Annotated in this window: 14 protein-coding genes; 8 read left to right on the top strand and 6 right to left on the bottom strand. The window is 70.9% G+C overall.

Annotation, left to right across the window (positions count from 1 at the left end; all coding sequences use genetic code 11):
• Positions 1-94 precede the first annotated feature (94 nt).
• A complete protein-coding gene (locus ACWEF6_RS34900; RefSeq protein WP_449686831.1) occupies positions 95-2,797 on the bottom strand; it encodes a GH92 family glycosyl hydrolase in 2,703 nt (900 codons plus the stop codon).
• A gap of 255 nt (positions 2,798-3,052) precedes the next feature.
• The gene (locus tag ACWEF6_RS34895; protein ID WP_449686830.1) at positions 3,053-3,685 is read right to left on the bottom strand and encodes a YigZ family protein; all 633 of its coding nucleotides are present in this window, start codon (positions 3,683-3,685) and stop codon (positions 3,053-3,055) included.
• 532 nt (positions 3,686-4,217) lie between these two features.
• Here ACWEF6_RS34895 and gltB point away from each other — a divergent pair.
• Together gltB and ACWEF6_RS34885 are read left to right on the top strand one after the other, a co-directional pair.
• Complete coding sequence (gene gltB, locus ACWEF6_RS34890; RefSeq protein WP_449686829.1) at positions 4,218-8,789, top strand: glutamate synthase large subunit; 4,572 nt, start codon at positions 4,218-4,220, stop codon at positions 8,787-8,789.
• Positions 8,782-10,233, top strand: coding sequence for a glutamate synthase subunit beta (locus ACWEF6_RS34885; RefSeq protein WP_449686828.1), 1,452 nt, complete (start codon positions 8,782-8,784; stop codon positions 10,231-10,233). Before gltB ends, ACWEF6_RS34885 begins: the two co-directional genes overlap by 8 nt.
• A 57-nt stretch (positions 10,234-10,290) precedes the next feature.
• On the opposite strand, the gene ACWEF6_RS34880 is transcribed toward ACWEF6_RS34885, so the two are convergent.
• Positions 10,291-11,163: an SDR family oxidoreductase gene (locus tag ACWEF6_RS34880; RefSeq protein WP_449686827.1), complete on the bottom strand. Its 873-nt coding sequence runs from the start codon at positions 11,161-11,163 to the stop codon at positions 10,291-10,293.
• A gap of 83 nt (positions 11,164-11,246) precedes the next feature.
• Here ACWEF6_RS34880 and ACWEF6_RS34875 point away from each other — a divergent pair, with 83 nt between their 5' ends.
• The 3 genes from ACWEF6_RS34875 (at position 11,247) to ACWEF6_RS34865 (ending at position 13,844) form a co-directional block, all read left to right on the top strand.
• On the top strand, positions 11,247-11,819 hold the full coding sequence (locus ACWEF6_RS34875) for a helix-turn-helix domain-containing protein (RefSeq protein WP_449686826.1): 573 nt from the start codon (positions 11,247-11,249) through the stop codon (positions 11,817-11,819).
• Between the two features lie 200 nt (positions 11,820-12,019).
• Positions 12,020-12,298: a helix-turn-helix domain-containing protein gene (locus ACWEF6_RS34870; RefSeq protein ID WP_449686825.1), complete on the top strand. Its 279-nt coding sequence runs from the start codon at positions 12,020-12,022 to the stop codon at positions 12,296-12,298.
• 148 nt (positions 12,299-12,446) lie between these two features.
• Entirely contained in the window at positions 12,447-13,844 is a 1,398-nt protein-coding gene (locus ACWEF6_RS34865) for a Dyp-type peroxidase (RefSeq protein ID WP_449686824.1), read from the top strand.
• A 40-nt stretch (positions 13,845-13,884) separates the two neighbouring features.
• On the opposite strand, the gene ACWEF6_RS34860 is transcribed toward ACWEF6_RS34865, so the two are convergent.
• The gene (locus tag ACWEF6_RS34860) at positions 13,885-14,781 is read right to left on the bottom strand and encodes an ROK family protein (RefSeq protein ID WP_449686833.1); all 897 of its coding nucleotides are present in this window, start codon (positions 14,779-14,781) and stop codon (positions 13,885-13,887) included.
• Positions 14,782-15,068: 287 nt separating this feature from the next.
• Between ACWEF6_RS34860 and ACWEF6_RS34855 the strand changes: the two genes are divergently transcribed.
• A complete protein-coding gene (locus ACWEF6_RS34855; protein WP_003069169.1) occupies positions 15,069-15,278 on the top strand; it encodes a CbtB domain-containing protein in 210 nt (69 codons plus the stop codon).
• Between the two features lie 19 nt (positions 15,279-15,297).
• On the top strand, positions 15,298-16,065 hold the full coding sequence (locus tag ACWEF6_RS34850) for a CbtA family protein (RefSeq protein WP_449686823.1): 768 nt from the start codon (positions 15,298-15,300) through the stop codon (positions 16,063-16,065).
• 229 nt (positions 16,066-16,294) lie between these two features.
• Here the strand turns inward: ACWEF6_RS34850 and ACWEF6_RS34845 are convergent, their stop codons facing one another.
• Positions 16,295-17,776 (bottom strand): cobyric acid synthase, encoded by a 1,482-nt coding sequence (locus ACWEF6_RS34845; protein WP_449686822.1) that lies wholly within the window; start codon positions 17,774-17,776, stop codon positions 16,295-16,297.
• Positions 17,773-18,699, bottom strand: a complete 927-nt coding sequence (locus ACWEF6_RS34840; protein WP_449686821.1) for a cobalamin biosynthesis protein — start codon at positions 18,697-18,699, stop codon at positions 17,773-17,775. Before ACWEF6_RS34840 ends, ACWEF6_RS34845 begins: the two co-directional genes overlap by 4 nt.
• A gap of 35 nt (positions 18,700-18,734) precedes the next feature.
• Here ACWEF6_RS34840 and ACWEF6_RS34835 point away from each other — a divergent pair, with 35 nt between their 5' ends.
• The gene (locus ACWEF6_RS34835) at positions 18,735-19,337 is read left to right on the top strand and encodes a bifunctional adenosylcobinamide kinase/adenosylcobinamide-phosphate guanylyltransferase (protein ID WP_449686820.1); all 603 of its coding nucleotides are present in this window, start codon (positions 18,735-18,737) and stop codon (positions 19,335-19,337) included.
• The last annotated feature ends 5 nt before the right edge of the window (positions 19,338-19,342 follow it).

Genomic DNA, 19,342 nt, shown 5'->3' with positions numbered 1-19,342 from the left:
TTTTTGTTTGGATACCAGTTGGTGTGTGTGCCGGTCTGCGGGTGTTTGTTTTGGGGAGGGGTGTTTACCCACCCGCCTTGCCACTCACGACGCGTCAGCGGTAGACCTCGAACTCGTAGATCCGGGCCGCGCCGTTGCCGTCGTTGGCCGGGGTGGTGACGTTCAGCTTCACGTACCGCGCCGACCGGGTCGCGATCGGGTGATACGTGCGGCTCGCCCGCGAACCGGTGACGGAGGCGACCGTCGTCCACGACGAGCCGTCGGCCGACGTCTGGATCGTGAACGCGCCGGTGTTCCAGCCGGTGGTCTCCCCGCCGAGGCCGGCGTGCTTGACCACGAACGCCGACACGTTCTGCGCCGAACCGAGGTCGACCTGCAGGTACTTCGTCGCGGCCGTGGTGCAGAACTTGCTGTTGTTCGCCAGGCTGCCGTCGACGGCCTTGGCGGCAGTCTCGGCCGAATTGCAGGTGGCGGAGCCCGTCGCCGCCTTGCCCAGTGCCAGGTTCGTCCCGAGCTCCGGCGCGGCGGGCGGCGGTGTGAACCCGTCGTTGTACGACGGCGGGACATCCGCGGTACCCGTACCCCAGGCGCTCGGCGACGAACCCATCGTGTAACCCAGCGTGGCCGCGCCCGCGATGTCGCCGTAGCGGATCCACGACTTCGTCGTCGAGACGCCGTTTACGCTCACGCTCTGCACGTACTGGGCGCCCTGGCCCGCACCACTCCCAGTGATCTGGATGGTCCCGGACGGCCGGATGATCGACGCCGCCGGGAAGAGCGGGCCGTGCAGGGCCAGGACGTCCGCGCCCGGCGTGGCCGGGTACATCCCCAGCGCGGCGAAGACGTACCACGCCGAGGTGGCGCCGAGGTCGTCGTTGCCGGGCAGGCCGCCCGGGCCGGTGGTGAACGACTCGTTCATCACCCGCCGCACCGCCGAGCTGGTGCCCTGCGGGTGAGCGGCGTAATTGTACGCCCACGGCACGCCGTGCTCGGGCTCGTTGCCGATGTAGAAGTACGGCTGGGTGAGCCCGCCGTTGAGCTGGGTGAAGTGGTGGTCCAGCCGCTGGACGGCGGTCTGGCGGCCGCCCATCAGGTTGATCAGGGCCTGGTAGTTGTAGGGCACCATCCAGGTGTACTGCGACGGGTTGCCCTCGGTGTAGCCGCTGTTGCTCGACGGCACGACCGGCCACGCCCAGGTGCCCGTGCTGCCGCGCGGCTGGATGTAGCCGGAGTCAGGGCCGAACACGTTCTGCCACCACTGGGCGCGCTGCATGTAGGTGTTGTACTTCGTGGTGTCACCGACGGCCTTCGCGAACTGCGCCACGGCGAAGTCCGACGCCGAGTACTCGAGCGAGTCCGACGGGTCCTCGTAGACGTAGTGCCGGCTCAGGTAGCCGCTTTCCCGGCCGCGGATCGCCTGTCCCTGCGTGGTGCCGCCACTGGCGCTCTTGTCCATCAGCGTCAACGCGGCCGCGGTGTCGAAGCCGCGGACCCCGAAGGCGTACATGCTGCCGACGATGATCGGGCCGGGGTCACCGGTCATCACGAAGTGCTCGTTGCTGTTGTGCGACCACTTGGGCAGCAACCCGCCCTGCTGGCCGTCCAGCACCATCGACTTCGCGATGTCGCTCGCTTCATTGGGCGCGACGAGCCCGATCAGCGCGGCCCACGACCGGTAGATGTCCCAGCCGGAGTAGTTCTGGTAGACGGTGTGGGACGCGGTGTGCACCGCCTGGTCGAACCCGCGGTACTGGCCGTTCGTGTCGCTGGCGATGTTCGGGTTCTGGAAGACGTGGTACAGCGCGGTGTAGAACTTCTGCAGGTCCGCGGTCGCCCCGCCGGTCACCTGGACGCGGTTGAGGACGGTGTTCCAGTTCGTGTCGGCCGAACTGCGGATCCCGGCGAAGTCGAAGCCGGGGCTTTCGGCGGCCAGGTTCGCCTGCGCGTTGGCGAGGCTGACGAACGAGATGCCGATCTTCGCCTGCACGGTCGTGTTGCTCGACGTGTCGAAGGTGACGTAGCCGCCGGAGTTCGTGCCGCTGGTGCTCGCGGAACCGGCGTTCACGGTGCCGCCGAGCCAGGTGCCGAACCCGCTGGGCGCGCGGTCGAACTGGATGACGTAGAAGATCTGGTACGTCTTCGACGAACCGCAGAACCCGCCGCCGGTCACCGAACCGGTGAGCTGGCTGCCGTTGATGGCGATCGACCCGCCGCGGCTGCCGGTGGCGCTGCGGCTGGTGTTGACGAGCAGCCGCGCGGACGTCGTGTTGGGGTAGGTCAGCTTCATGAAGCCGGACCGCTGGGTGGCGGACAGTTCGACGGTGGTGTTGTAGTTGTCGAGCTTGTTCTTGTAGTAGCCGGGCGCGGCCGACTCGCTGGCCTTGGTGTAGCGGCCCGCGTACCCGGTCCACCCGGTGCCCGGCGACGTCCCGATCGCGCCGGTGATCGGCAGCAGGCCGAGGTCTTCGTTGTTGGCGCAGCCGGCGCCGTTGAAGTGGGTGAGACTGAATTCTTCGATGCTCGTGTCGCTGTAGCGGTACCCCGACGGCGACGCGGTCGGGGTGTCCGGGCTGAACTGCACCATGCCGAACGGCACGACGGCGCCGGGGTAGGTGCTGCCGCCGGCACCCCCGGGCACCGGGTTGGGCGAGTTGCTGTTGTCGGTGCCGATGAAGGGATTCACGTACTGGGTGAGGGCGAGCGTCGCGGCGCCGGCTGGTGGCGCGGCCAGCCCCGCGCCGAGGAGCACCGCGGCGAGCGCGGCCGCGCGCGCCCGGCCGGCCAATGGTCTGGACATGACCCTTCCTCTCCTTGTCGCACGCATTCCCGCCGGGCGACAACGTTGTCGGGCAAGCAGAACGGGTGGTGACAACGTTGTCAGCACGGGGTGAGCCGCGCCGGCAACGTCCAGGGGGTCGAAGTGGTACCGGAACTCGGTGGCACGACATGGTGCCACGGAAGGGTCTGTGCACGGAAGCACCGAAAGTTCGTTGCGCGCCAAGCGGTTTCGCGACCGGACCACGCAGCCCCGGTGGACCACCCCGGCCCGGCGCTAGGACCGGGAGGTCACCCAGTGGTCGCCGAGCGGGGTCGTCGCCGCTTCGCCGTTCGTCAGGTCCGCCAGCCAGCCCGCGAACGCGTCACCCTCCCCCGGCGCCAGGCCGATCTCGAAGCGGGCCAGGTCGTCGAAGCGGGTCGCGTGGAGAAGGTACGGCGACGCGCGCAGGTCGTTCTCCAGCCGGCCCGCGCGGTCGTAGCGCACCGCCACTTCGACCAGACTGAGACGCCGGTGTTCTAGTACACCAACAACTTCCACAGCGTCCGAAACGGACTGACCGTACGCGCGGATCAACCCTCCCGCCCCCAGCAGGACTCCCCCGAAGTACCGCGTCACCACGGCGACCGTGTCGGTCAGCTCCCGGCGGCGCAGCACTTCCAGCATCGGCGTACCCGCCGTGCCCGCCGGCTCACCGTCGTCACTGGACCGCCGGGTTCGCCCATCCGGCCCCAAAACGAAGGCGTGGCAGTGGTGTCGCGCCCCCGGATCCGCGCGGCGGCGGGCCGCGATGAACTCGCGTGCGGCCTCTTCCGACGTCACCGGAGCGAGCGCGCAGAGGAACCGGGAGCGCTTGATCTCGATCTCGTGGACGCCGTCCCGAGCCACGGAGAGATAACGATCAGTCATCGAGCCAAGCCGCCATGCACCCAGCTTCCCACCTTGACCAGGGGTTCCACCAGCCGCCCCCGGCCACTTCGGACGGACGTTTCCGCAGGTCAGCGGCATTATAGCCCGCTCTACGGGAGACCCGGCCCGACATATGGGACTACCCCGGGGGACGTCAACGCATGCGTGGCATTTCCCACCCGGGCGCAACGACGTATGTCGATAACAGCGAATTCACACTATCGTCATAAGACCCGGCGAACCCGGGAGTAACACCGCGCGCTCCGGACGGCCCCCACCACAGTGGCCGGCCTGTGCGCGCTCGCAGCACCCGACATGTTCGGCTGCCCAGCGTTGTGCGGCCTCCCAGATGATCGCGGCCGGTTTCCGAGCATCGGCGCTCGGCCGGTTCCTCGCGTCATCCAGCACCTCGACAACAGCAACTGTTCTCGACTGACCATCGCGGTCCCGGACCACTTCGTTAACCGGTTCAGCTCGAACCACCCGATGGAGTGAGTACCGGTCGCGCCAACGCCTTGGGAGGCGGCCAGCCGTGACCCACCGTGCCAGTTCCCTGCCCCCGTCCGGGGAGCAGCTCAGCAACGCCGAGGCCAAGGGCCTCTACCGGAGCGACTACGAACACGACGCCTGCGGTGTCGCCTTCGTCGCCGACCTGACCGGGCGCCGAGATCATGCGATCGTCGCCAAGGCCCTGGTCGCGTTGCGCAACCTGGAACACCGCGGGGCTCGTGGCGCCGAACCGGACACCGGCGACGGCGCCGGCCTGCTGATCCAGATCCCGGACGAGTTCTACCGCGCGGTCGTGGACTTCGAGCTCCCCGAGCCGGGCACCTACGCGGTCGGCACGGCTTTCCTGCCGCAGGACGAAAAGCGCCGCGGCCGGGCCATGACGACCATCGAGCGGATCGCCGCCGAGGAGGACATGCGCGTCCTCGGCTGGCGCGAGCTGCCGGTGCACACCGAGCACTGCGGGCCGACCGCGGCCGAAACCATGCCGCACTTCACGCAGCTGTTCCTCGCCGCGCGCCGCCCGAAACCGGAGCATTCGGACCCGCTGCACATCGAGCGCAGCGCGTTCTGCGTCCGCAAGCGCGCCGAGCACGAGCTCGTCGAGGACGACGTGTACTTCCCGTCGCTGTCCTCGCGCACGATCGTCTACAAAGGAATGCTCACCGAGCCGCAGGTCGAGCGGTTCTTCGCCGACCTCACCGACGAGCGCGTCACCAGCGCCATCGGCCTGGTGCACTCCCGGTTCTCCACCAACACGTTCCCGTCGTGGCCGCTGGCCCACCCGTACCGGTACGTGGCGCACAACGGCGAGATCAACACGTTGCGCGGCAACCGCAACTGGATGGACGCCCGCGAGGCGCTACTGGAAACCGACCTGATCCCGGGCGACCTCAAGCGCGTCTACCCGGTGATCACCCGCGGCGCCAGCGACTCGGCGAGCTTCGACGAGGTCCTGGAGCTGCTCCACCTCGGTGGCCGCTCGCTGCCCCACGCCGTCCTGATGATGATCCCGGAGGCGTGGGAGAACCACCAGGAAATGGACCCCGCGCGGCGCGCGTTCTACGAGTTCCACTCGACGCTGATGGAACCGTGGGACGGCCCGGCGCTGGTCGCCTTCACCGACGGCAGCCAGATCGGCGCGGTCCTGGACCGCAACGGCCTGCGCCCCGGCCGGTACTGGGTGACCGACGACGGCCTCGTCGTGCTCGCCTCCGAGGTCGGCGTGCTCGACATCGACCCGGCGACGATCGTCCGGAAGGGACGGCTCGAGCCCGGCCGGATGTTCCTCGTGGACACCGTCGAAGGCCGGATCATCGAGGACGAAGAGGTCAAGACCGAACTGGCCACCGCGCACCCGTACGACGAGTGGGTCGACGCCGGGCTCGTGCACCTCGAAGACCTGCCCGAGCGCGACCGCGAGGTCCCGCTGCACGCCGCGCTCGTGCGCCGCCAGCAGGCGTTCGGCTACACCGAGGAAGAGCTCGAAGCCATCCTCGAGCCGATGGCCCGCACCGGCGCGGAGCCGATCGGCTCGATGGGCAACGACTCGCCGATCGCGACGCTGTCCAGCCGGCCGCGGCTGATCTTCGACTACTTCATCCAGCTGTTCGCCCAGGTGACGAACCCGCCGCTGGACGCCATCCGCGAGGAGCTCGTCACCGCGCTCGGCACCCAGATCGGCGCCGAGCCGAACCTCCTGGAGGGCGACGCGGCCAGCTGCCGCCGGATCGTGCTGCCGTTCCCGGTGCTCGACAACGACCAGTTCGCCAAGCTGGTGCACGTCAACGACGACGGTGACCTGCCGGAGTTCCAGGCGGTCACCGTGCTCGGCCGGTACAACGTGCACGGCGGCGGCGACGCGCTGGTCAAGCGCCTCGACGAGATCCGCGCCGAGGTGTCGGAGGCGATCGAGGACGGCGCCCGGCTGATCGTGCTGTCCGACCGCGGTGTCGACGAGCACCACGCGCCGATCCCCTCGCTGCTGCTGACCGGCGCGGTGCACCACCACCTCGTCCGCGAGAAGACGCGCACCCAGGTCGGCCTCATCGTCGAGGCCGGCGACGCGCGCGAGGTGCACCACATCGCGCTGCTCATCGGATACGGCGTCGCCGCGGTGAACCCGTACCTGGCGATGGCGACCGTCGAGGAGATGGCCCACCGCGGCCTGATCCCCGGCGTGACGCCGAAGCAGGCGACGCAGAACCTGATCAAGGCGCTCGGCAAGGGCGTCCGCAAGACGATGTCCAAGATGGGCGTTTCGACCGTCGCGTCCTACACCGGCGCGCAGATCTTCGAAGCCATCGGGCTCGGCGAAGAGGTCATCGAGAACTGCTTCACCGGCACGACGTCCAGCCTCGGCGGCGTCGGCTTCGAGACCCTCGCCGACGAGGTCGCGAAGCGGCACGAGTACGCGTTCCCGGCCGACGGCGTCCGGGCCGCCCACCGCGAGCTGGAGACCGGCGCGGACTACCAGTGGCGGCGCGAAGGCGAGCCGCACCTGTTCAACCCGCAGACGGTGTTCAAGCTCCAGCACTCCACGCGGTCCGGGAAGTACGAGATCTTCAAGGAGTACACGAAGGCCGTCGACGACCAGGCCGAGAAGCTGCTGACGCTGCGCGGGCTGTTCGACTTCAAGTACGGCAAGCGGGCGCCGGTGCCGATCGAGGAGGTCGAGCCGGTTTCGGAGATCGTCAAGCGGTTCGCCACCGGCGCGATTTCGTACGGCTCGATCTCGATGGAGATGCACCAGACCCTCGCCATCGCGATGAACCGCCTCGGCGGCAAGTCCAACACCGGTGAGGGCGGCGAGGACGCCGAGCGGCTGTACGACCCGGAGCGGCGCTCCGCGGTCAAGCAGGTCGCTTCGGGGCGCTTCGGCGTCACGAGCGAGTACCTCGTCAACGCCGACGACATCCAGATCAAAATGGCGCAGGGCGCGAAGCCCGGCGAGGGCGGGCAGCTGCCCGGCGCGAAGGTGTACCCGTGGATCGCGAAGACGCGGTTCTCGACGCCGGGCGTCGGCCTGATTTCGCCGCCGCCGCACCACGACATCTACTCGATCGAGGACCTGGCGCAGCTCATCCACGACCTCAAGAACGCCAACCCGAACGCGCGCATCCACGTGAAGCTCGTGTCCGAGGTCGGCGTCGGCACGGTCGCGGCGGGCGTCTCCAAGGCGCACGCGGACGTCGTGCTCATCTCGGGTCACGACGGCGGGACGGGCGCGTCGCCGCTGTCGTCGATCAAGCACGCCGGCGGCCCGTGGGAGCTCGGCCTGGCCGAGACGCAGCAGACGCTGCTGGCCAACCGGCTGCGCGACCGGATCGTCGTGCAGACCGACGGCCAGCTCAAGACCGGCCGGGACGTCATCGTCGCGGCGCTGCTCGGCGCCGAGGAGTTCGGCTTCGCGACCGCGCCGCTGGTGGTGTCCGGCTGCATCATGATGCGCGTCTGCCACCTCGACACGTGTCCCGTCGGGGTCGCGACGCAGAACCCGAAGCTGCGCGAGAAGTTCAGCGGCAAGGCCGAGTACGTCGTCAACTTCTTCGAGTTCATCGCCCAGGAAGTGCGCGAGTACCTGGCGGAGCTCGGGTTCCGGTCGATCGCCGAAGCCGTCGGGCACGCCGAGTTCCTCGACAAGCGCAAGGCGATCGAGCACTGGAAGGCGGCCGGGCTCGACCTGTCGCCGATCTTCCACGTGCCCGACATGGCCCCGGCCGGCCTGCGGCTGCAGCAGACGCTGCAGGACCACGGCCTGGAGAAGGCCCTCGACAACACGCTGATCCAGCTCGCCGAGGGTGCGTTGAACTCCGGGGACAAGGTGCGGCTGGAGCTGCCGGTCCGCAACGTCAACCGGACCGTCGGCACCATGCTCGGGTCCGAGCTGACCAAGCGGTGGGGCGGCGAAGGCCTGCCGGACGACACCATCGACGTCACCTTCACCGGGACGGCCGGCCAGTCGTTCGGCGCGTTCGTGCCCAAGGGCATCACGCTGCGGCTCTACGGCGACGGCAACGACTACGTCGGCAAGGGGCTCTCCGGCGGACGGCTGATCGTGCGGCCGCCGCGGGAAGCGCAGTACGTCGCCGAAGAGCAGATCATCGCCGGCAACGTCATCGCCTACGGCGCCACGAGCGGCGAGATCTTCATCCGCGGCAAGGTCGGCGAGCGGTTCTGCGTGCGCAACTCGGGCGCGCTGGCCGTCGTCGAGGGCGTCGGCGACCACGGCGGCGAGTACATGACCGGCGGCCGGATGGTCGTGCTCGGCCCGATCGGGCGCAACTTCGCGGCCGGCATGTCCGGCGGCATCGCCTACGTGCTGGACCTGCCCGCGCACCGCGTCAACCCGGAGATGGTCGACCTCGACCCGCTCGACTCCGAGGACGCGGACTTCCTGCGGGAAACGCTGGAGAAGCACTACGACGAAACAGAATCCGCGGTCGCGCGGGAACTGCTGGCCGACTGGGACGCGGGCGTCGACCGCTTCGGGAAGGTCATGCCGAAGGACTACAAGCGCGTGCTCGCCGCCCAGGTGCAGGCCGAACGCGACGGGCGCGACGTGAACGAGGCGATCATGGAGGCCGCACATGGCTGACCCCAAGGGCTTTCTGACCACCACCCGCGAAGAGCCGAAGCGGCGTCCGGTCGACCTGCGGCTGATGGACTGGCGAGAGGTCTACGAGGACTTCGCCACCACGAAGCTGCAGAAGCAGGCCGGCCGGTGCATGGACTGCGGCATCCCGTTCTGCCACCAGGGCTGCCCGCTCGGGAACCTCATCCCCGAGTGGAACACGCTGACCTGGCGCGAGGACTGGCAGCAGGCGATCGAACGGCTGCACGCGACGAACAACTTCCCGGAGTTCACCGGGACGCTGTGCCCGGCACCCTGCGAAACGGCGTGCGTGCTCGGGATCAACGACGACCCGGTGACGATCAAGCGCGTCGAGATCTCGATCATCGACCGGGCCTTCGACGAAGGCTGGGTGACGCCGCAGCCGCCGACCGCGAAGACGGGCAAGAGGGTCGCGGTCGTCGGGTCGGGCCCGTCGGGACTTGCCGCGGCGCAGCAGCTCACGCGCGCGGGCCACAGCGTCGTGGTCCTCGAGCGGGCCGACAAGATCGGCGGGCTGCTGCGCTACGGCATCCCCGAGTTCAAGATGGAGAAGTCCCGGCTCGACCGGCGGCTCGACCAGATGCGCGCCGAGGGCACGGAGTTCCGGACGTCGGTGAACGCCGGCGTGGACATCACGGCGTCGGAGCTCACTTCTTCCTACGACGCCGTGGTGCTGGCCGGTGGCGCGACCGACTGGCGCGACCTGCCGATCCTCGGCCGCGAGCTGGCCGGCATCCACCAGGCGATGGAGTTCCTGCCGCCGGCCAACCGGGTCGCTTCGGGCGAGCTTGCGGAGTCGCCGTACTCCGCCGCGGGCCTGGACGTCGTGGTCATCGGCGGCGGCGACACCGGCGCGGACTGCGTCGGGACGTCGCACCGCCAGGGCGCGCGTTCGGTGACGCAGCTGGAGATCATGCCGAAGCCGCCGGAGGCGCGTTCGGACGCGCACCCGTGGCCGACGTACCCGATGATCTACCGGGTGTCCTCGGCGCACGAAGAGGGCGGCGAACGGCTCTACGCGGTGAACACGCAGGAATTCCTGGGTGACTCCGATGGCCGCGTGCGTGCGCTGAAGCTGGTCGAGGTCCGCAACGAGGGCGGCAAGTTCGTCCCGGTGCCGGGCACGGAACGCGAGCTGCCCGCGCAGCTCGTCCTGCTGGCGATGGGCTTCCTCGGGCCGCAGAAGCAGGGCCTGCTCGAGGACCTGGGTGTCGAGCTGGACGCGCGCGGCAACGTGGCGCGCGACAAGGCGTTCAAGACGAGCCTGGACAACGTGTTCGTGGCCGGCGACATGGGCCGCGGCCAGTCCCTGATCGTCTGGGCGATCGCGGAGGGCCGCAGCGCCGCGGCCGGCGTCGACAGCTACCTGACCGGTCGCGACGTCCTGCCCCGCCCGATCGCGCCGACGGACCGGCCGATCGCGTAAGACCCGGCGCCGGCGGAGGTGTCATCGTCGCCACCTCCGTCGGCGCTGTCCCACTTCTCAGTCGTAGTAACCCTTTTCGAGGTCGTCCAGCAGCCCCGGCTGCGTGGGCCGCCAGCCGAGCGACTCCTGGGTCGCCGCGGAGGAAGCCGGCTGGTCGAGCGCCAGCAGGCCCCCGAGGAAGCCGAGCTCTTCGGCGGTCACGGACGTGACCGGCAGCCCGGTGCGGCGGCCGACCACCTCGGCGACGTCCCGGATCCGCACGCCTTCGTCGCCGACCGCGTGCAGCACGGCACCGGCGGGAGCCTGCTCCAGCGCCAGCCGGAACAGGTGGGCGGCGTCCAGGACGTGCACCGCGGGCCAGCGCTGCGTCCCGTCGCCGACGTAAGCCGCGATGCCCTTCTCGCGCCCGAGAGCGACGAGGCGGGCGATGAGGCCGTGGGCATCGCCTTCGCCGTGGACCGAACGCGGCAGCCGGACCAGCGACGCGCGGACGCCCTGCTCGGTGGTCTTCAGGACGGCCCTGGCGACGTCTCCCCGACCGGACACCGGACCCGCGAAGACGGAGTCGTCCCGCTCGGTCGCCGCACGCCCGGGCACCATCGGCGTCCCCGAGGCGGCGACGAAGGGCTTGCCGGCCAGGACGGCGCTCATGGCCTCGACGGCGCGGGCGTCGGTCTCGATCGAGTCCTCGATCCGGGCGAAATCATGCCCGAAGGCCAGGTGGACGACGCCGTCGGCGCCCTTCGCGCCTTTTTTGAGCGTTCCGAGGTCGGTGAGGTCGCCGCGGAGGACGTCGGCGCCCATGGCCGCGACGACGCCGGCCGAGCCGTCCGACCTGGCCAGCCCGACGACCTCGTGGCCCGCGTCGAGGAGTTCGGGCACGAGGGCCCGGCCGATCCAGCCGGACGCGCCGGTGACGAACACACGCATGAGTTTCTCCCGTTCGTGATGACACCTGGTGTCATCACCATAGCACCGCGATGACACCAGGTGTCATCGCCTAGGCTGGGGGCATGAGCCGCTGGGAGCCGAACACGCGCGAGCGCCTGCTCGACGCCGCGCTCGACCTGTTCGGCGAGCGCGGATACGACAGCGTGACGGTCGCCGAGATCGCAGAGCGGGCCGGGCTGACGAAGCGGACCTTCTTCCGCCACTTCAGCGACAAGCGCGAAGTGCTCTTCGCGGGCCAGGACGTGCTGAGCCGGATCTTCGCCGAAGCAATCGCGGACGCGCCTGCGTCGGCCAGCCCGGCAGAGGCGGTGGCGACGGCACTGACCGCAGCGGCGGCCGCCATGGGACCGCAGCGGCGGGCCCGAGCCCGCCAGGTCCGGGCGGTGGTCGCCGGCCACACCGACCTGCGCGAGCGCGAGCTGCTGAAGCTGGCGACGTTGAGGGCCGCAATGGCCGACGCCCTGCGAGCCCGCGGAGTCCCGGACCCCACGGCCGGCCTCGCCGCGGAGATCGGCGGCCTCGCCTTTTCGACGGGCTTCGCCCGCTGGGTCGCCCCGGACAGCGAACGGGAGTTCACCGAGCTGGTCCGCGAAGCGCTGGACGAGCTGTTGGCGGCAACCACCACCCTCGGCTGAGGCGTGGGCATGATCGCGCCGTCGAGGTAGCCGGCGCGCCGAACCACCCGGCCGCTTCCTCGGCCTGTTCCGGCGAACCGGACGTCAGGTTCACGAAATCTCTGCCGCCCAACGACTCCGCGCCGAGCACCGCCCGCAGCACGGCATAGTCGAGCACGCAGGCGACGACGAGCGGACTGGCCGCAATCGCCTTCGCGGGCGTGGCCGCGAGCCGCGGCGCCACCCGGACGACGCCGCTGCAGTGGCTGCTCGACCAGCGCCTGGCCCGCGCGCAGACGCTCCTGGAATCGACCGGGCTCTCGATGGAGAAGGTCGCGGCGCTGAGCGGCCTCGGCACCGCGAACAACCTGCGGCACCACTTCCTCGAGCAGGTCGGCGTGACCCCGGGCGATTACCGGCGCGCATTTCCCCGCCCGTCGGTGGACGCCCGAGGAGAGCCCCTTTGTTTCCGGTCGGAAACTGTTTCACGCTCAACTTAATCTTTCGTGTGAATCCGGCAATCGGGTGGCATCGACCGCCTCCGGCGTTGCACTCTGTATTCAGGGGACCCGGTCGGCCGAGGGGGGAGTCCGGCCGGCCGGGTGCCCGCCGAGAGGCGGGCGTTTTTCACAAGGGGAGGGGACCCGAATGAGTATCGATCTGTCCACCACGCTGTCCTGGACCACGGCGACCGGCGACGCCGCGACGATGCTCGGCGAGCTGCAGCCGAACATCCTCAAGGCCCACGTCCGCGATCACCTGTCCGCCCTGTTCCTCGCCTTCGGCGACGCGGCGGAGGCGCGGGCGTTCCTCGTGTCGGTCACCGGGAAGATGAAGTCCGCCAAGGCACATCTCGACGAGGTGAGCGCGTTCAAGGCCGAGTCCGGCGGCGGAACCCCGTACGTCGGCGTCGGGCTCACCGCGGCCGGCTACCGCGCCCTCGGCGTCGAGAACTTCCCGCAGGACGAGGCGTTCCTGCGCGGGATGACGGCACCGCAGACGCGGCAGCGGCTGAACGACCCGCCGCGCTCGACGTTCGATCCGGGCTACCGCAGCGAAATCCACGCCGTCGTGCTGGTCGGGGACGCGACCGACAAGGCGATGGCCGCGCGCCGCAACGAAATCCTCGGCCTGCTGCCCGATTCGGCCACCGTGCTCGCCGAGGAAACCGGCCTCGGCCGGGTCAACGCGCGCGGCGAGGGCATCGAGCACTTCGGGTACGTCGACGGCCGCAGCCAGCCGCTGTTCCTCACCGAAGACGTCGACGCGGAGAAGAACAACACCGACGGAATCAACGTCTGGAACCCGGCGTCACCGCTGGAGCAGGTGCTGGTTCCCGACCCCGCGGCGCCGGATCCCGGCGTGCATTTCGGCAGCTATTTCGTTTTCCGCAAACTGGAGCAGAACGTCCGGCGGTTCAAGCAGGCCGAAGAGGATCTGGCCGACACGCTCGGCCTCACCGGCGAAGACCGCGAGCGGGCCGGGGCGATGATCATCGGCCGGTTCGAGGACGGCACACCGCTGACCACCCAGCGGGAAGACGGCGCGGAAAGCCCGGTGTCGAACAACTTCACCTACGACAGCGACCGCGCCGCGCTGAAGTGCCCGTTCCAGGCGCACATCCGCAAGACGAACCCGCGCGGCTCCGGCGGCGCCGAGGAGCCGGCCGACGAGCGGCGGCACCTGATGGCCCGCCGCGGCGTCACCTACGGCGAGCGCCCGGACGACCCGAACGCCGACGTCCCGCCCGCGGTGCGGCCGAGCGGCGGCGTCGGGCTGCTGTTCATGGCCTTCAACTCGGTGCTGGGCAACCAGTTCGAATTCACGCAGGCGATCTGGGCGGACAACCCGGGCTTCCCGATCGTCGACGGCGTCACGCCGGGCCTGGACCCGGTGATCGGCCAGGGCGAGCGCGGGTCGTCGGACTACACCGTGGACTGGGGCGGCTCCGCCCAGCGGACGGCCGGCCCGGTGCCGCAGTCGGTGACGCTGCGGGGCGGCGAGTACTTCTTCATGCCGTCGCTGGCCTTCCTGCGCGCTCTGTGACCGAGCCGGAGGCCACCGCCGCGGTGGCCTCCGGCTCGGCTCAGGCGCGGAGCAGGTCGAAGGCCAGCAACCCGGCGCCCAGCCGCCCGGCTTCGTCGCCCAGCTCGGCGATCCGCAGCTCCGGCATCTTTTGGAACGTCAGGTGCGCGGCCAGCCACTCGCGCACCGGCTCCAGCACGTAGTCGGCCGCGGTGAACAGGCCGCCACCCAGGACGATCACCTCCGGGCCGAGCAGCGTCAGCAGCGTCCGGATGCCGTGGCCGAGCCCGTCGAGCGCGTCCTGCACCACGGCGACGGCGACCTCGTCACCGCGTCGCGCCAGCTCGACGACCTCGCGCGCGCCGTCGGCCGGGCGCCCGGTGCGCTCGGTGTAGCGGCGCGCGATCGCGGCGGCCGACGAGATGGCCTCCAGGCAGCCGGTCGCTCCGCAGCCGCACTTGCCGGCGTGGCCGACGTCGATGTGTCCGACCTCACCCGCCTGCCCGTGCGCCCGGTGGATCCGGCCGTCGAGCAGGAGCGCGGCGGCGATCCCGGTGCCGACGGGGATGAACGCCGCGTTCGTCGCGCCCCGCCCGGCGCCCACGCGGAACTCGGCGATCCCGCCCGCGGTGACGTCGTGCCCGAAGGCGACCGGCAGCCCGAGCCGGTCCTCCAGGAGCTCGCCAAACGGGACTTCACGCCAGTCGAGGTTGGCCGAGAAGTGGCAGACGCGGGTTTCCTCCCCGACGATCCCCGGCACCACCACCCCGACCGCGGCCGGCTGCCCGGTGCCCGCCTGCTCGGCCAGCGCGGCCACGATGTCCACGGTCTGCGCGGCCAGCGCCGTCCCGTCCGCGCTGCGGGCCGTCTCCGCTCGCAAGGCTGCCTTGGGCTGGAGCTCCTCGTCGAGCAGCGCCGCCTTGATCGTCGTCCCGCCCACATCCAGGGCGGCCACCATTCGAGTCACCGCGGCATTGTCACATTTGAGGCTTGTTCTGGTCAGGCCGCCGCGCCCCCCGCGCAGGTCGCGGGGCACCACGGATGCCATGCGGCGGCCGACGGCTGAACAAGCCTCATTGACGGGCGCGGAACGGCGGACCTACGCTCAACCGGCCAGACGAGGAGATTCCGGAACGCGGTGCAAGTCCGCGCGGTCGCGCCACTGTGACCCCCGCCAGGGGGAAGCCAGACCCGGACCCTCGTGACCTACCCCGATGAGGCCGCGAAAGCCCGAGGAGGCCACGCATGACCCAGACGGCAGCTCCCGCCGTTCCGCTCCCGATCCGCATCCCGATCCGTGAGATCGTGCCGTGGGCGGTGTTCGTGGTGCTCCTCGCGCTGATCGCGCTGTACTTCGTGAGCGCCGAGCAGGGCGCGACGGCGGTCTTCGCGAACATGTACGTCCACGAGTTCGTGCACGACGGCCGGCACCTGCTGGCCTTCCCCTGCCACTGATCGGCGGGCGCGCGCTCCCATGATGAAGACCTTGCTGGTCCGCGGCATGCTCGCGGGCCTGATCGCCGGTGTGCTCGCGTTCGGGTTCGCCTACGCCTTCGGTGAGCCGTCGGTGAACGCGGCCATCGGCCTCGAGGAGTCCGGCCACTCGCACTCCCACGAAACCTCCGACCCCGCTCCCGCTCCGGCCGCGGAAGCTCCGGCAGCGGAAGAGGAGGAGCTGGTCCCCCGGGACATCCAGAGCACGCTCGGCCTGCTGACCGGCGTGCTGGTGTACGGCGTCGCGATCGGCGGCCTGCTCTCGCTGGCCTTCGCGTTCGCCCAGGGCCGCCTCGGCGCGTTGCGGCCTCGCCTGACGGCATTGCTGCTCACGGCGGGCGCGTTCACCGTGGTGTTCCTGGTGCCGTTCCTGAAGTACCCGGCCAACCCACCCGCGGTGGGCCAGCCGGGCACGATCGGCTCTCGCACCGAGCTGTACTTCGGCTTCGTCGCGGTGTCGCTGCTGGTGGGAATCTTCGCCACGGTGTTCGGCCGCAAGCTGGCAGACCGCCTCGGCGCCTGGAACGGCTTCCTCCTGGCGGCGGCGGCCTACGTCGTCGTGATCGGCATCGTGGCTTGGCTGATGCCGTCGGTCGACGAGGTCCCGCCGACGTTCCCGGCCTCGACGTTGTGGAGCTTCCGCACGGCATCGGTCGGCACGCAGGCGACCCTGTGGCTGGCGCTGGGCCTGACGTTCGGCGCGTTCGCGGAGAAGGCCCTGAACCGCCGGACCACGGTAGCGGCCTGACCCGGAGGGTTCGCGGTCGCGTTCCGACGCCGGTCTCCGGGATCAGCGGTGCTGGGGTGGGCTTCGGCACCGCACTGGTCCTGATCAACGGAGATCGGCAGGAACGCGACCGTGAACCCCCCACCGGCGGCACGCTCCTCGAGGGCGGCGGCTCCACCCGGCGCTACTCGGCAAAGACCGCTTCGGCCCGCACTCCGGTCCCCGGCGGGCCAAGGCGCGCCCCGGTGGGCTAAGGCGCGCCCGGCGGGATGAACGGGAGGTCCGGCGGTGCGCCGTGCTCCAGCAGCGTCCGCAGCGTCGCCGTGTCGAGGTGGTCGTCGACCGCGTCCGCCAGTTTGTCCAGCATTTCCTCGCGCAGTGCTCCGAACCCCGGCGCGCCCGGGGCCGGCGTCCACCCGACGCCCGCCTGGGCCGCCGCCTCGGTGAGCCACGCGCGGCGGAAGGCATCGTTCTCGAAGGCTCCGTGCCACATCGTGCCCCAGACCGCCCCCGCGCGCTGACCGTCCAGAAAGGACTCCGCCGGGGCCGTCGTGGCCACCGAGCCGTGGTGGATTTCGTAGGCGTCCACCGGGTGGCCGCGCCACGTTCCCGAGGGCCGCGCGAGCACCTTGTCCGCGGCGAACGTCACCCGCCCGGGCAGCAAGCCGAGGCCCGCCACCTCGCCCGCGCCGGACTCGATGTCGTCCACAATGGACTCTGTGAGCACCTGGTAACCACCGCAGATGCCCAGGACCGGGCGGCCAACGGCGGCCCGGGCCGTCACCGCCGCGGCCAGACCGCGTTCCCGCAGCCAGGCCAGGTCGGCCACGGTGGCGCGCGACCCGGGCAGCACCACGACGTCCGCCGCCGCGACCACGTCCGGGTCCGCGGTGAGCGTCACCGTGACCCCGGGTTCGGCGGCCAGCGCGTCGACGTCGGTGGCGTTGGACGCGCGCGGGAACCGGACGACCGCCACCCCGAGCCCACCACCAGGCACTTCGCGGCGCCAGCCCGCCACGGCGAGAGCGTCCTCCGAGTCGATCCACACCCGGTCCAGCCACGGCAGCACACCCAGCACCGGCCGCCCGGTGACCTTCTCGAGGCTGTCCAGGCCCGGCCGCAGCAACCCGACGTCGCCGCGGAACTTGTTGACCACCCAGCCCGCGACCAGGGCCTGGTCCTCGGCGGAGAGCAGCGCGAGGGTGCCGAACATGGCCGCGAGCACGCCGCCGCGGTCGATGTCGCCGACGACCAGCACCGGCAGCCCGAACCGGCGCGCGAGCCCCATGTTGACGTAGTCGCCGCCGCGCAGGTTGATCTCCGCCGGGCTCCCGGCGCCTTCGCAAACGACGACGTCGAAGCGTGCGCTGAGGTCCTCGAAGGCCCCGAAGGCGATCTCGGCCAGCCCTACTCTCCCGGTGGCGTACTCCCCCGCTTCGAGCGTGCCGAACGGCTTCCCGAGCGCGACGACGTGACTGCGCCGATCACTGCCCGGCTTCAGCAGCACCGGGTTCATCGCCGCCTCGGGCTCCACCCCGGCGGCGCGCGCCTGCACCCACTGGGCGCGGCCGATTTCGGCCCCGTCGGCGCAGACCATGGAGTTGTTGGACATGTTCTGCGCCTTGAACGGCGCCACCCGCACCCCCCGGCGCGCCAGCCACCGGCAGATCCCGGCGGTGACCAGGCTCTTCCCGGCATCGGACGTCGTCCCGGCGACGAGCACCCCGCTCATCGGGCCGCCACCACCGCTGCGACCGCAACCGCGGCGGCGCCCACGCGACGCGACAACCGCACCGCGCGCCGCAGGTCGACCGGCTCCGGCTCGCGCCCGTCCCCGAGCCGCGCCCGGCTCTCCACCTCGCCGCCGTAGCTGTTCGTTCCGCCGAACCGGACGTCCAACGCGCCGGCGAACGCCGCTTCCACCTGGCCCGCGTTGGGACTCGGGTGCCGGTTGCCGTCGCGGCGCCACACCCGCCAGGACTCCCGCGCCCGGCCACCCGCGCACAACGCCGTGAGCACCGCCCCGATCCGCGACGGCACCAGGTTGACGAAATCGTCGGCCCGCGCCGCAGCCCAGCCGAAGTGCAGGTAGCGCGGCGAGCGGTAGCCGACCATCGCGTCGAGCGTGTTCAGCGCGCGGTAGCCGAGCAGCCCTGGCATCCCGGCAACGGCGCCCCAGAACAGCGGCGCGACCACGGCATCCGAGGTGTTCTCGGCGATCGACTCGGTCGCCGCGCGGGTCAGCTCCGCGGAGTCAAGCGTCGTCGCATCGCGCGCGCAGAGGTGCGAGAGCCTCTGACGCGCTCCGGGCACGTCGCCTGCTTCGAGCAAGCGGGCCATTTCGCTGCCTTCGGCGGCGAGGCCGCGGCCGCCGAGCACAACCCACGTCGACGCGGCGGTGAGCAAGTAACGCGCGAAGGGACGTCGCCGCGTCACCGTCTGAAGCACGACGCCGAGGCCGACGGCGCCGAAGGTGCACAGCGCCGCGTACGCGGCTCCGCGCGGCTTCGAATCGGCCCACAGACGGTGTTCCAGACGGGCCGCGGCGGAACCGAACAGGGCGACCGGGTGGCCCGTTCGGGGGTCACCGAACAGAGCGTCGGTTACGTATCCGGTCACGAGTCCGGCCGTGGTTGTCCCTAGACGGAGTGGCACGTGGCGCACGGTAGCGCGTGCACCAGAATGCCGGTATGACGAAGCTGACCCACCGGCTCGCCGGGTATCTCGAAACCCTGGCTCGCGCCCTCCGCCGGTACGGGCGCGACGAAGGCAAGGTGCTGGTCCTCGGCGGCGTCCGCTCGGGGAAGTCACGGCACGCCGAGCGGCTCGTCGCCCGCCACCCGCACCTCGTCTACGTCGCGCCGGGCCTGCCCGCGGGCGAAGACGACCCGGAATGGGCCGCGCGGGTGGCCGCGCACCAGGCCCGGCGGCCGGCGAACTGGAAGACAGTCGAGACCACCGACCTGGCCGGCACCCTGCGCACGGCGACCGAGCCGTTGCTGATCGACTGCCTCGGCACCTGGCTGTCCCGCGTGCTCGACGACGTCGGCGCGTGGCGCCAGAAGCCGGGCTGGGAGCACCGCCTCGACGACCGGCTCGAGGACTTCCTGGCCGCCTGGGCCGCGGCCCGGGTGCCGGTGGTCGCGGTGAGCAACGAGGTCGGCAGTGGTGTGGTGCCCGCAACGTCGTCCGGGCGGCTGTTCCGTGATGTGCTGGGCGCACTCAACAACCGGGTGTCCGCCGACGCCGACCGGGTCGTGCTGGTCGTCGCAGGCCGGGCGCTCGACCTGTAGCCAGG

Source organism: Amycolatopsis sp. NPDC004772 (assembly GCF_053601215.1).
This window is presented reverse-complemented; position numbering and strand designations above follow the sequence as displayed.

Excerpts from the sequence above, each read along its gene's own strand:
- ACWEF6_RS34900 (WP_449686831.1), bottom strand. The coding sequence starts at position 2,797 with ATGTCCAGACCATTGGCCGGCCGGGCGCGCGCGGCCGCGCTCGCCGCG.
- ACWEF6_RS34895 (WP_449686830.1), bottom strand. The coding sequence starts at position 3,685 with ATGACTGATCGTTATCTCTCCGTGGCTCGGGACGGCGTCCACGAGATC.
- ACWEF6_RS34885 (WP_449686828.1), top strand. The coding sequence starts at position 8,782 with ATGGCTGACCCCAAGGGCTTTCTGACCACCACCCGCGAAGAGCCGAAG.
- ACWEF6_RS34880 (WP_449686827.1), bottom strand. The coding sequence starts at position 11,163 with ATGCGTGTGTTCGTCACCGGCGCGTCCGGCTGGATCGGCCGGGCCCTC.
- ACWEF6_RS34875 (WP_449686826.1), top strand. The coding sequence starts at position 11,247 with ATGAGCCGCTGGGAGCCGAACACGCGCGAGCGCCTGCTCGACGCCGCG.
- ACWEF6_RS34865 (WP_449686824.1), top strand. The coding sequence starts at position 12,447 with ATGAGTATCGATCTGTCCACCACGCTGTCCTGGACCACGGCGACCGGC.
- ACWEF6_RS34860 (WP_449686833.1), bottom strand. The coding sequence starts at position 14,781 with ATGGTGGCCGCCCTGGATGTGGGCGGGACGACGATCAAGGCGGCGCTG.
- ACWEF6_RS34855 (WP_003069169.1), top strand. The coding sequence starts at position 15,069 with ATGACCCAGACGGCAGCTCCCGCCGTTCCGCTCCCGATCCGCATCCCG.
- ACWEF6_RS34850 (WP_449686823.1), top strand. The coding sequence starts at position 15,298 with ATGATGAAGACCTTGCTGGTCCGCGGCATGCTCGCGGGCCTGATCGCC.
- ACWEF6_RS34845 (WP_449686822.1), bottom strand. The coding sequence starts at position 17,776 with ATGAGCGGGGTGCTCGTCGCCGGGACGACGTCCGATGCCGGGAAGAGC.
- ACWEF6_RS34835 (WP_449686820.1), top strand. The coding sequence starts at position 18,735 with ATGACGAAGCTGACCCACCGGCTCGCCGGGTATCTCGAAACCCTGGCT.